Annotated in this window: 10 protein-coding genes; 5 read left to right on the forward strand and 5 right to left on the reverse strand. The window is 39.1% G+C overall.

Annotated elements, in window-relative coordinates; genetic code table 11:
* The first annotated feature begins 134 nt into the window (after positions 1 to 134).
* Positions 135 to 2,801 (forward strand): bifunctional acetate--CoA ligase family protein/GNAT family N-acetyltransferase, encoded by a 2,667-nt coding sequence (locus tag FLM54_RS12985; protein WP_178956574.1) that lies wholly within the window; start codon positions 135 to 137, stop codon positions 2,799 to 2,801.
* 8 nt (positions 2,802 to 2,809) lie between these two features.
* Entirely contained in the window at positions 2,810 to 3,754 is a 945-nt protein-coding gene (locus FLM54_RS12990; protein WP_109874122.1) for an ion transporter, read from the forward strand.
* A 26-nt stretch (positions 3,755 to 3,780) separates the two neighbouring features.
* On the opposite strand, the gene FLM54_RS12995 is transcribed toward FLM54_RS12990, so the two are convergent.
* From FLM54_RS12995 to FLM54_RS13005, 3 genes are read right to left on the reverse strand one after another with little or no spacing between them, the layout of a single operon-like run.
* Positions 3,781 to 8,286 carry an EAL domain-containing protein gene (locus tag FLM54_RS12995; RefSeq protein WP_178956575.1) on the reverse strand — a complete coding sequence of 1,502 codons (4,506 nt, stop codon included), beginning with the start codon at positions 8,284 to 8,286 and terminating at the stop codon, positions 3,781 to 3,783.
* 17 nt (positions 8,287 to 8,303) lie between these two features.
* Positions 8,304 to 8,711 carry a GNAT family N-acetyltransferase gene (locus FLM54_RS13000; protein WP_138609142.1) on the reverse strand — a complete coding sequence of 136 codons (408 nt, stop codon included), beginning with the start codon at positions 8,709 to 8,711 and terminating at the stop codon, positions 8,304 to 8,306.
* Between the two features lie 12 nt (positions 8,712 to 8,723).
* Positions 8,724 to 8,927 carry a DUF3283 family protein gene (locus FLM54_RS13005; RefSeq protein WP_008113353.1) on the reverse strand — a complete coding sequence of 68 codons (204 nt, stop codon included), beginning with the start codon at positions 8,925 to 8,927 and terminating at the stop codon, positions 8,724 to 8,726.
* 222 nt (positions 8,928 to 9,149) lie between these two features.
* On the opposite strand from FLM54_RS13005, the gene FLM54_RS13010 reads away from it, so the two are divergent.
* Positions 9,150 to 9,848: a transporter substrate-binding domain-containing protein gene (locus FLM54_RS13010; RefSeq protein WP_178956576.1), complete on the forward strand. Its 699-nt coding sequence runs from the start codon at positions 9,150 to 9,152 to the stop codon at positions 9,846 to 9,848.
* Here FLM54_RS13010 and FLM54_RS13015 read toward each other — a convergent pair.
* Positions 9,845 to 10,090, reverse strand: a complete 246-nt coding sequence (locus tag FLM54_RS13015) for a DUF1289 domain-containing protein (protein WP_138609136.1) — start codon at positions 10,088 to 10,090, stop codon at positions 9,845 to 9,847. The genes FLM54_RS13010 and FLM54_RS13015 overlap by 4 nt on opposite strands.
* A 98-nt stretch (positions 10,091 to 10,188) precedes the next feature.
* Positions 10,189 to 11,322 (reverse strand): 1-acyl-sn-glycerol-3-phosphate acyltransferase, encoded by a 1,134-nt coding sequence (locus FLM54_RS13020; RefSeq protein WP_178956577.1) that lies wholly within the window; start codon positions 11,320 to 11,322, stop codon positions 10,189 to 10,191.
* Positions 11,323 to 11,762: 440 nt separating this feature from the next.
* On the opposite strand from FLM54_RS13020, the gene FLM54_RS13025 reads away from it, so the two are divergent.
* Both FLM54_RS13025 and FLM54_RS13030 read left to right on the forward strand, forming a co-directional pair.
* Complete coding sequence (locus tag FLM54_RS13025) at positions 11,763 to 12,707, forward strand: D-2-hydroxyacid dehydrogenase (protein WP_138609132.1); 945 nt, start codon at positions 11,763 to 11,765, stop codon at positions 12,705 to 12,707.
* A gap of 174 nt (positions 12,708 to 12,881) precedes the next feature.
* Positions 12,882 to 13,262 carry a DUF3192 domain-containing protein gene (locus tag FLM54_RS13030; protein WP_178956578.1) on the forward strand — a complete coding sequence of 127 codons (381 nt, stop codon included), beginning with the start codon at positions 12,882 to 12,884 and terminating at the stop codon, positions 13,260 to 13,262.
* The last annotated feature ends 8 nt before the right edge of the window (positions 13,263 to 13,270 follow it).

Raw genomic sequence — 13,270 nt, forward strand, 5'->3', positions numbered from 1 at the left:
AGCTGCAAGTTTAACCTTGAAAGGTCAACAGACCCTAATATCAATAATAAGCATGTTCACGCTCGAAAAAACACAATAAACAGGTTACATTGAGACAGTACAGAACGCAAAACTTAATCAGCCAAGGAAACGCAATGAGTCTAAAACGTATTAACCAGTTTTTTAACCCAAGCTCTGTTGCTGTTATTGGGGCATCAAACACCGCCACTCGCGCGGGTAATGTGGTAATGCGCAACTTACTGCAAGGTGGCTTTAAAGGGCCTATTATGCCCGTTACCCCAAATCATACAGCGGTACACGGCGTATTGGCTTACCCCAGTATTGAAGCCTTACCTAAAGTGCCTGATTTAGCCGTTATCTGTACCAATAAAAACACCTTAATGAAAATTATTGAGCAGCTAGGTACGCTTGGCTGTCATAGTGCCATTATTATTGCGGATGGTTTAACTACAGCTCAAAAACAGGCACTCAAAGAGAGCGCAGCTAAGCATAAAGTCACCCTGCTTGGCTCAAATTGTTTAGGGTTGCTTATTCCGCATATAGGCTTAAATGCAAGCTTTTCTCATACTGTTGCCACACCAGGTAAACTGGCTTTTGTATCGCAATCTGCAGCAGTTTGCTCAACTATTCTTGATTGGGCAAAAAATAAAGAAATTGGCTTTTCATACTTTGTATCTATGGGGGATTGTTTAGATATTGAGTTTGACGAAATACTCGACTTTTTAGGTCGTGATGCTAAAACCAAAGCCATCTTACTGTACATCGATAATATTGATGATATCCGCAGCTTTATTTCTGCCGCTCGAGCAGCCGCATTTTCTAAACCTGTTATTGCTATTAAAACTGGCAGAACCAGCGCAGGGGCTCTCGCCGCTGAAATACACACCGGCGGAAAACAAAGCTCAGATGCGGTATATGATGCCATGTTTCAACGTGCGGGTATGCTAAGAGTAAACGACTTACGTGAGCTCTTTGCCGCCACCCAAACCTTGGCAATGCATCCTAAGTTACTGCAAGTAGAGCAACTTACCATATTAACCAATGGTGGCGGCCCTGGAGTGATGGCGGTTGATGAACTCATTCAAAGCTCAGGAAAACTTGCTCAGCTCAGTGATGAAACTCGCGAAGCACTTAATAAAGTGATCCCGCATTCAGACACCGCTGCCAATCCGGTCGATATATTTGGCGATTCTGCGCCAGTGCGTTATAAGCATGCGTTAGAAATATTACTAAATGCTAAAGAAGTTAAAAACTTACTGATCATCCACACTCCATCGGCTTTGGCCCCAAGTGAAAATTACGCTCAGGTTATTGTTGAGGCGCTAAATAAATTACCGAAAATGGCACGCCCGTATGTAATTACTAATTTTATGGGTGAAGATGCTGCTTTTGCTGCAAGACGCATCTGCGCTAATAACGCCATCCCTACCTATCGTACCCCAGAAGGGGCGGTAGGCGCCTTTATGCACTTAGTAAGCTACCGTCGTAACCAAAAGCATTTAACTCAAACGCCAGAATCAAATACTGACGATGCCACTATTAATAAAGCAGCAGCGAAAGCGACTATAAAAGAGTTTTTAAATGATGAACAACATTACTTATCAACCCATCAAGCAAGTCATATTTTAAGTAGTTACGGCATTGACTGTATTCAAACTGAAGTTGCCTACACTCCAACCGAAGCCAAAGAGCAAGCAATAGAGCTGGGCTTTCCAGTGGCATTGAAATTGATTAGCCCCAGTATTCCCTCTAAGTCTGAAGTCGGCGGTGTCGTACTAAACCTCAATGATGCACAAGAGGTAGAGCAAACCGCATTTGCCATGCTGTTAAGAATAAAGAACACCTACCCTGATGCCATAATTGATGGTTTTTCATTACAGAAAATGGCACCTCGAGCGGGAGCTAACGAGCTGCGTATAGCCATTAAAACAGAGCCTAATTTTGGGCCGGTTATTTTATTAGGTGAAGCCGGTACAGGGCTTGAATATGCACAAGCCGCAGTCGCTTTGCCACCACTGAATATGAACCTAGCTAAATATTTAATTGCCGCCGCCCATGATAAAGGCGTACTTAAAGATCGTGTTCTGCCAGAAAAAGTAGATAAATATCGTTTGTGTTCACTACTAACTCGAATTTCTCAATTGGTGGTTGATCAACCGGACATCACCTCATTAGAACTTAATCCTATTTTAGCAAGTAATGGCCAGTTTTTAGTGCTTGATGCCACCATGAATTTGAATCAGTATCAGGCTCAAGCACATCGAAAACGTTTATCTATTCGTCCTTACCCTATTGAACTAGTTGAACAAGTCACTTTAAAAAATAATACCTTCGCAACGCTCAGACCAATCAAACCTGAAGATGAGCAAGCACATCAAGCGTTTGACCAGTCATTAACCAAAGAAGATAGGTATAAACGCTTTTTTGGTGAGTTACCACAATTTAACCACGATCAACTCGCGAAAATGACGCAAATTGATTACGACCGCGAAATGGCGTTTATTGTTACCCAAACACAAGACGAGCAACAGCACACCCTAGGGGTTTCACGAGTGATTATGGACCCAGATAACTTACAAGCAGAGTTTGCTATTGTAGTACGTTCTGATTGCCAAGGGCTTGGATTAGGACGTATTTTAATGAATGCAGCAATTTCTCATTGTAAGCGCCAAGGGGTAAAAACCGTTGAGGGGATCACCCTACCTGAAAACACTGGCATGATTGAGCTGGCTCGTAAACTCGGATTTAAAATTAGTCGTGATTTTGAAGAAGGCAGTATCAATATGTTACTCACATTATAATAATTATTATGCAGAAACTTAGACAAACCATCAACCAAGTATTTGAGTCTTCAGGTAAGTACCAACGGGCCGGTCACTTTTTAGATGCCCTACTAATCACTATTATTATGATAAATGTGGTGGCCATCGTACTCGAATCAGTGCACAGCATTGCCACTGCGTACTACAACGAATTTTTAATGTTAGAGCTGGTATCGGTTGCCATATTTAGTGCTGAATACCTAATACGTGCTTGGACCTGTGTAGATAGAGTAAAATACGCCTCTATGGATTGCTCCAATACACAAAAGCGGATCCGCTATATTTTATCACCACTGGCTATCATCGATTTAATCGCCATTTTGCCAAGTCTATTAATGTTTTTCTTTGCTTTAGACTTACGTTTTTTACGCGTACTACGTTTATTAAGAGTATTTAAGCTCACTCGTTATTCACGGGCTATGCAGCTGTTATTACAGGCATTTATTGATGAATCAAGTTCATTATTGGCTGCATTTTTTATTATGGCAGTAGTACTTATTTTAGCTTCATGCGGTATTTATTTATTAGAACATGACATTCAACCAGACAAGTTCGGCTCAATTCCAGCCGCTATGTGGTGGGCAATGGCAACACTAACTACAGTTGGGTATGGTGATGTTGTGCCAATAACACCGATTGGTAAGCTGTTTGGTGGTGTCATCACTCTAGTAAGCATGGGCATGGTGGCTATACCCACTGGTTTATTAGCGTCGAGCTTTTCAGAGCAAGTTCGTAAACGTCGTCAGTTATTTGAAGATGCCACCCATGAGCAAATAACCGACGGTAAACTCTCCGACGAGCAATTACATCACCTAGAAGATCTTCGCTACAAACTCGGGTTAAGTAAGTTAGAAGCTAATAAAGCAATAAAAGCGGAACTTAATAAACGCAGCTCACATTTATTTTGTCGCCATTGTGGTAAGCGCCCTTAATAACACATACACAAAGCAGAGGCGCTTTAAGCTTGTGAAAATACAGGCTGCCAATCGCGTTCAATGAGCTCAAGCACTTGCTCTTTAGGCACCGCTTTACTGAACAAATAACCTTGAAAGTAGCTGCAACCTTGAGCTTTTAAGAAGGCCAGTTGATGTGCGCTTTCAACCCCTTCAGCAATACACTCTTTACCTAAACTGCTGGCTAAAGTCAGCGTGGATTGGATAATCGCTTCATTATCCGAATCAATACCAATATCTTGCACAAAACTACGATCAATTTTTAATACATCAATGGGGAAGCGCTTTAAATACGTTAATGAAGCATAACCCGTTCCAAAGTCATCCATGTATAATTTACACCCGAGCTGCTTTAGTGCATCCATATTTTTAAGCGCATACTCTGAGTCTCTCATTAAAATAGACTCCGTTATTTCAAATACAATGGCCTCAGGCGGTAGTGCCGCATTACTCAATGCCTGGCGAATTTCAGGTATAAGCTCAGCAAACTCAAAATCAAGTGCTGATAAATTAATTGATAAATATAAATCGGGATTCACCTTGCGCCAACGCACCAACTGTACAAGTGCTCTTTTAAATGTTTGCAGCATAATTTTGGTAATTAAACCAATATTTTCAGCCACATTTGCAAACTCTTGCGTACTAGCTAGCTGATTTTCAGGCCAGCGTAATAACACCTCAAAGCCTACCGTTCTTTGTGTAGATGTACTAATTATAGGTTGATAGTAATTACAAAACTCGTGCTCATGATACGCTTTGATCAATTGCGACTCTAAATGCAGCGCCCTTTCAATTTTTTGATTCATTTCTTGTTTGTAAAACTTGTAACCACCTTCTAAACCATCTTTAGCATAATAGAGCGCCACATTTGATGCTTTTAACAGCGCTTTATAATGCGTCGCGTCATCGGGGAAAAGCGCCACCCCAATACTTAGATGAACCTTCACACTTTGGTTATTCATAGCAATGTCTTTACTCACACAATCCATAAGCTTGGTGCATATAAGTAATACTTCTTCTATTTGTTGAATATCTTCAACTAAAATAACAAATTCACCACCACTTAAACGCGCTACGCTATCACAGGGACGCAATGCTATTTTTAAACGATTTGCCACCAGCTTAATGATCTCATCAGCGCTTTCTGTCCCAAATGAGTCATTAAAGTATTTAAAGCGTTTTATATTTACGTGTATTAAAGCGACTTTACTGTGATGGCGACGCGCTTGATCTATGGCATGCATAGCTCGGTCGTTAAACAGAGTTCTGTTTGGCAAACCCGTTAATGAATCGTAATTAGTTAATAAATGTAGCTCATTCTCAGCTGACTTTTGGGCATGAATATCCGTTAAAATAACCACATAACTGCTTAATCTTTGGCTTTCATCCGCTACAGCGCTTATTTTTACTAACACATGGCGCTGTTCCTTATTAGCCAATACCACAGTATCTTCACATGAGAAATGCTCACCTACTTCAAGTTTTTGCATAATGCGTAAATAATCAAAATAGCTACTGCGAGTCATACCTAAATTAAGTGAGCGAGTTGAACGAGGCTCTGCCGATAAAGCAAAAGCCGCTTGTAGCGACTTATTTGAAGCACGTATATTAAAGTTTTTATCTAAAATAAACACCCAATCTCGAGTCTGCTCAAACGCGGCAGTAAATAGTCGAGCGTGTTCTTCAAATGCCATCTCGCGTGTCATATTGGTATACGTACCCGCTACTTTTTGCGGAGTTGTTTCATTCCATTCAACCACTTTGCCAAAGTCTTTGTACCAGCGCCAATGACCTTTGGCATGACGCAATCGGTAAGTACAGTTAAAATATCCTTTGTCAGTTGATAAAAATTCTAACCACTCTAACCTAAAAATAGCACGCTCTTGTGGGTGAACTTTATCTAAGTAGTCATCTAAACTGACTGAGTCTTCCGCATAACCTAATTCGTTGACTAACCTTGGCTGATAAATATTTAACTGATTTGCTTGCCAATCCCATACCCCCGATTCACTCCCCTCTAGCGCAAGCTTTAAGCGCGCCTCGCTATCTTGGCTTTCTTTGTGTGCAGCTAATAAAATACGCTGTATTTTGTTACGTCTCATCACCCATGCAGTCACTACAGTGATCAACAAAATAGCATAAAGTGCTAAAAAGTAAGGGGCCCGCCATAACGGGTATTTCACTTTAATATTTAACGTTGCTGGCGGAGTATACTCACCCGTCAACGGATCCTTTGCCCAGACTTTTAACTGGTAGCTACCGGGGTTTAATTTAGGAAACACCACGCGATTATTACGGGTATAACTTTTTTTACCTTTATCGAGCTGATATTCATAAATAATACGTTCTTGAAAACTGAATGACATCGCTGAGAACGCAATTTCAAGCCCTATATCATCATGATTTAAAGTAATATTTTTTAATGGCTGTTGTAAGTTAATCGACAAGTCTCGAGACATTAAATTAATGCGAGTAATGTTGACATGTTCTAACAAACCTTGGCTATTTTTATTCTCTTTGGGATCAAAATAGGTAAAGCCTTTAAGGCTACCATAGGCAATTCGTCCATCATTTAATTTTGCCATAGCACCACTATTAAATTCAGCAGAAAGCACCCCGTCTGATGTAGTAAACTGCTGAAAATGAATAGTGTTAGGGTTTAGTCGCCATATTCCTTTATGACTACTCATCCAAATCATTCCCTCTTCATCTAGCACCATATCGTATAATAGTGTGCCTAATTTATTTTTATCTAAATCAATGGTATGCACTAATTCATAGCTGCTGGCATCAATTCCAATCAAACCAAAGTTAGATAAAGAGAGCCATAGAATCCCTTGCCTGTCTTCAACATACGAAAGAATTCTCACTGCAACATTGTCATGATGTTTGGGTACTTTATAAAGGGTATTTAAACTGAGCTCATCAGGATTAAACTGGTATAACACCCCACCACTAAAAAATAGCGGCCACTTTGGCTGAGAGGGCAATGGCGCTAAAAAGCCATGTGCTAAGAACGGGTCAAATTGGGAAAACTCGCCTTTTAATGGGGTTAAAATCAGGCTATCAATATTATATTTAAACATGCCATGATCAGGGTGAACAAAATATAAATCACCATTTTCTAACAAGGCAATACCATGCATCCAGTCGTTTAAAAATATTTGGTTCTTGGGGCTGGCAGTTTTAGGTTGAGTAAGCTGCTGGGTTTGGGGGTCAAAAATAAACAGCCCTCGGTTTGTTTGTAACCAAAGTTTATTTTTGTAAGGCATAATTTTGAAAATAGTAAATTCTGTGGTTAGTAAATCAACTTTATAATCTTTTAAATACACCGTTGAGGTGTTATTTTTTATATCAACCGCAGTTAAACCATTATGGGTACCTAACCATAACTTATCTTGGAATTGTTTAATTGCCCAGACTGAGTGATGCGAAAATCCATCCCCTCCCAGAGCATTTCCCTCTACATTATAAAACTTATAGTTGTCTCCCGATAAATAAAAAGCACCATCAGTTTTAGTCGCAAGCCACATACCGCCTGATTTATCTTTTACCATATCAATAATGCTGGTATCGGCAAGGGTGTATTTACTTTGTTGAATACGTTTATTTTTAACCACCGTTTTGGTGGTCAAATTAAAGCTGAGCAGACCTTTGTCTGTTGCTAAATCAAGAACCCCCTGCTGATTATCTATATCCCAAACATTTAAATCAGCCAGCAGCTTTTCATTTGTAAATGACTGCTCATTATTATTAAACAATGCCTCTATATTGCTAATATCAACAGCGTATAAACCTTTAACAGCCCCAACCAATAACTGATTACTATCACCCAGTGCAAATGACTTCACATTGTTTTGATAGATGTGTACATCGGTTTCGCTTAAATGCTCTAGAGGGCGTACTTGTTGCGTTGCAATATTAAATACATAAGCACCGTCTGTACTGCCAATAAAGATATAGCCATTGTAATGAAACAAGGTACGTACAAATGCATTTTCAAATTGCTCAGGCAGCTTAAATAAAGGAGTAATAGAGCCACTGGCTATATCAAGTTTTGCAAACACTCGCCCTTGTCCAATCCACAAGGATTTATCATCTGTGGCCAACATAGTAAAAACAGACTGCTGAAGAATTTGCTCTTCTGTCACTGGCTTTTTTAGATACTGCTGATAGGTATTTGTTTGCGGGTCATACCTGAAAAGCCCCGCTAACAAGGAAGCAATCCAAATTTGTCCTTCTGGATCTTGGTATATGCGATCAATAATGGTCTCTTCTAACTCACCATTTGGGCCATTAATTGGAATAACCTGATAGCCGTCGTAGCGATTTAACCCTCCTTCAGTAGAGAGCCATAAATAGCCATTATTATCAATAAGCATAGTATTAACGTAGCTTTGAGATAACCCTTCGCTCGGGGATAGCCTTTTTACTTGCGCTGTTGCAGCGAGGCTTATGAGCATAAATAGCACAAACATGGCTGTGATAAACCTATTAATACAGATGCCCATGTGTTTCCTATGCTGATTTAGGGTTGCTGATATTTCAATGCAATAATATTGCGGTGCTTGTATGCATCAAATAGCGTTAATAACTCAGGAGTATATGTTAACACCTGGTTAAAACCAAGTGCCTGATAAAAATCAGTAATATGTTGGTAAGCGAATGTGTAAACAACGTCGGTTTGCTGATTTAAAAGCGTGCTTAACAGCTTTGTTGCAACACCAGTTGAGCGGTATTCAGGGGCCACAAAAACAGTCGATAAAAATAAAAAAGTCGGTTTATGTTGTAAGCGGCACGCCGCAATCATCGTGTGGTTATCGTAAGCGACCCACAGTTGGTCTTGTTTATTTGCGCGACCGCGAACTTTATGTAAGGTATAAAACTTATTTATTAAGGGCGTTTTAACTGGTTCTAATTGTTTTATAACAACCATAGCAAGTAAACTCTAACTTAGCATAAGTGCCAAATATTGCTCAAACTTTTGCTTTAAAAAACCTTGCTCCGCAACAGGACGACTATGCAGGGTGTCGTAAACTTGTTCACGCGTTTTCTTGCCACGCTTAATTTGATATGCCCAAAATGAAGCTTCGTAGTCTAACTGAATTTGATACTTTTGCTCTCGTGGTAAATCACACAGGTTATAACTCATATTACCCCTTTCACTGGCCCGATAAAACTTAGATTATACGTTTAAACTTATAATAAACTAACTCTATAGCGAATAAAAAGAATCTGCCGTAAATAATCTAAGGGGATCAATAATTGTTAAAGATAGACTTTGCTAGATTATGACTAGAAACTGGGCAAAACACAGCCAATTTGTTATTATACCCACCTACTCATTTGCCTCTAATAGACTGGAAATACTGACGTGTTTAAATACTCTAAAGGACTACTTGTATTAATAGGTTTAGTTTTTAGCAATCCGTCATTTGGCCATAGTTACAGCTATACATTTAATCGCCCGCAGAACACCCAGCAAGCAAATTATACTATTGAGCTATTACAATTAGCGTATGCAGATATAGGCTTTAAATTAAATATTATCGATTTTAATCGCCAGAATGCATTATTTGCGGCAAATAATGGCATGTTAGATGGGCAGCTTGCTCGTGATATTAGTATTGAAAGTGCTTACAAAAACTTAATTCGAGTTAATTACCCGTTATTTAAATTTAGTCTTGAGCTTTATAAGCACTGTGAACCCAGCTCTACTAAAACAATGGATAGCGTTGCTATTATAGCCAGCTACCCTGTGCAACAACGATATTTAGACAGTATTGATTTTCAAGGCGAGGTTATTGAAGTAAAAAATAATACCACTCAATTAAATTTACTGATCCAGCAAAAAGTAGAAGCTGCATTACTGATTGATTTTGCGATGGCCAATAAAACTATTCCTCCTGCTTTAGGTTGCTATGAAAAACAAGTGGTTGCTACCTACCCGCTTTATCATTATTTACATAATAGCCATGCGAGTATTGCTTTGCAGCTTGAGACTACACTTAAGAAATTACACAACAATGGCACGGTAGCTAAACTCAGGTCAAAGTACAAACTACAATTTTAAAAATCAAAGCCTTGCTGCCGTGTTGGCGAAGCGGTTTGCTCAGCTTTATTTTTTTGCTGTAAATAACGTTTATAGCGTTGTTGGCATAGGCTCAATACTTTCTTTTTTTGGGCATTGGTTAACGAATTCCACGAAAATCGCTCATCACGACTGCGATAACATCCTTTGCAGTAGCCTCGATTATTAACCAAGCAAATACCTTTACAAGGGCTAGGAATATCAAATATTTCAATTTGTTGCATCAAACCCTCCAGTCTAAAAAAGCATAGCTTGAGTATAGCGCTATTTTTGTGCAAAAAAAAAGCAGCCAATTAATTGCTGCTTTTATCTTAGCTGTTAATTAATGTTCACAGCTTTGTTCATCTACTTGTGTTTTTCTATGATACGGTTTGGCGTACATCGCTAGTACCAAAGATCTTAATTCTTCTGGCACTTTTGCTAAACGCTCTGCAAATTGTGCTGCATCATTTTTATTTATAACCGCTTCAGTACAACCACCCGCAATATAATTGCCTGGGTGCAAATAAAACGAATCAATTATTTGCTTATCAATGGTTTTTGCCAATTCATCGGCACTATCGCAATCTGACTGAATAGGCTGGCCAAACGATAAGTGCACATGCCCTTTGGCTGAACTAAAACCTTCAACAATGCTAGCAATATCTTCACCCGCCGATTTCACATATTTACCATGATGCTGTTTATGGTAAAGCTCTTTTGCCTTAGCTATTGCACAGGGTTCATATTGGTAAGATATTGCAACCGGCACCACTTTTAGTTCTTTAATGTATTCGCCAAATTCTTTCTTTTGTTTACGTCCATTTAGTTGCAGCATTTTTAATAGTGCGGGATCGGTTTGATCTACACCATCTTTGGCACGGCCTTCTTTTTGAGCAATCCAAATAGAATGCCCACTGCTGAGTGAGTCATAAATATAAGCCGATAATTGAGTCAGCGCTTTTAACATCTCCTTTGGAGCTTTAGCTGAGCGTTTTACAATAAAACTTTTATTTAAACGCATAAGCTCTGTAATGTATGGGATTTGCAGTAAGTTATCACCAATCGCAATTCTCACGGTTTTCATTTTATGCTGAAAAAGGCCCCAATTAACCAATGCAGGATCGAGTACAATGTCTCTGTGGTTTGAAACAAAAAGATAGGCTTGATCAGGGTCTAACGCCTCTAAGCCCGAAAAAGTAACGTTTGATGTGGTGCGGTTTACTAATTTATTTAAGTAATGTGCAACTTCATTTTGTACATCTTCAACTGTTTTAACTTTGCCCCATTTTTTACGCAACTGATGCTTTATTATAGCGCGTGCTAAAAACCCAACTGCGGATATAAAGCGTGGCAAATTATACTTTGCTATCACATCAAGAAACGCATTATCGTTAATTAATCGCGTTAATGAGGCGGCAACTTCATCGTCATTGTAAGGTCTTATATCTGCGTACTTATCTTCTAGTTCTATCATTTACTGCATCTACAAAGTTAAAAACGGCGCGCGAAAACGCCCCGTTATGTCTGATTTTGATTATAACTCAAGCAAAAATACGAAACTAGCAATACTAAAGTTCGATTTACTGAGTTTTCATAGCGTTATAGTTTAGTACTGAGCATCATTGCCAGATTAACCGCTCATGTGTATAAACTATAGCTATTAATTATTAATTCAAATGGATAGACCTTACTAATAGCACTTTGTTCAAGTTAACTTAGCAAGGCAGTTGGTCATAATAACATGCAAGTTAACCCTCAGTGGGCAGACCACATTTAAATATGACTTTACTCCTGTTAATGTGAACACAATAAGCTAAGTCTAAATAAATCTATAACATTCAATTAAATAATGATCTTTTTATCTGCGTACAGAGGTTACTCCCTCTCTAACACATACACATATTAGGACACACCGTGAATATAACAATTCTTGATAACGCAACACTGGCAAACACGTCACTGGATGGTATTTCAGCACTTGGAGAGCTCACAGTGCATCAGCTAACTAGCCCTGAGCAAGTATTAGCGCATAGCCAAAATGCAGAAGTTTTAATCACCAACAAAGTGGTGATTAATCGTGACACTATGATGCAATTAAAATCATTAAAGCTCATTTGTGTTAGTGCAACGGGTACCAATAATGTTGATTTAAATGCCGCGAAAGACTTAGGTATAGCAGTTACTAATGTTGCCGGTTATTCGACCCCTTCTGTTGTTCAGCATACCTTTTCGTTGATCACTAACTTATTAGGTAATACTCACCGCTATCAAGCAGATTGTCAGCAAGGCGCGTGGCAAAAAAGTGAGATGTTTTGTCGACTGGATTACAACTTTAATGACATCCAGGACAAAACATTAGCCATTATTGGTGGTGGCACTTTAGGTAATGCAGTATCTAAAGTGGCTGAAGCGTTTGGCGCCAATGTAATTATTGCAGAGCGTAAAGGCGCGGCGTGTCGCAACGGACGCACCCCGTTTGAAACAGCAATAAAAACAGCGGATATTATTAGCGTTCACTGCCCACTTAATGATGAAACGCGCGACTTAATTACACTTAATGAATTAAAAATGATGAAGCCAACTGCGCTAATTATTAATACCGCACGCGGTGGGATTATCAATGAAGCTGACTTAGTAGAAGCATTAAAAGCCAATATTATTGCCGGTGCGGGCGTTGATGTACTTACCAAAGAGCCCGCTGAGCTGACCAATCCTCTGGCTAATTATACGGGTGATAACTTACTACTTACACCACATATAGCGTGGGCGAGCACTGAATCTATCGTGCGTTTAGTAAAAGAAGTGAGTTTAAATATTACAGCATTTAGTCTACACGAGTCGCGTAACCGCTTGGTTTAATGCCATAAAAGTAACTTAGTCAAAATTACTAAAAAGTGGCTTTTTAGATTTATATTTTAAAAAAGCCACCACCCCACCAAACATAATAAAAACAAGCCATTGATTTTTAAGAGTTTAAAAACTGGCCTAGTCTTTGCTATATTGTCTTTAATTAATCATCTAGGGTAATAAAAAATGAAAAAAACACTTTTAATCGCTGCACTTACCGCTCCTTTTTTAACGGGTTGTGTAATCGCTGTATCAGATGGCGAAGCAGAGGGTCACTGGGCAGGTAATAGCTCTTCAAGTTGGCAAGCAACACATAAAAACAATCGTGAAATCATTTCAGGCTTGGCAATGGATAGCTCGTATCAGTCGGTGTTAAACCAACTAAAAACACCTAACTTCACTGAATTGTTAAAAAAACAGGATGATGTTTACCAAGTCTTGTTCTACGCAACGCACAGCATTCATTCAGATGGGAAAATGACCAAAGATGAATGCACACCGCTCGTTTTCAAAAATGATAAATTAGTGGGTATTGGTAGCTCAGCGTTATTGATGCTAACAAATTAAGCTCTCGA

The organism is Pseudoalteromonas sp. Scap25, from assembly GCF_013394125.1.
GTDB lineage: Bacteria > Pseudomonadota > Gammaproteobacteria > Enterobacterales > Alteromonadaceae > Pseudoalteromonas.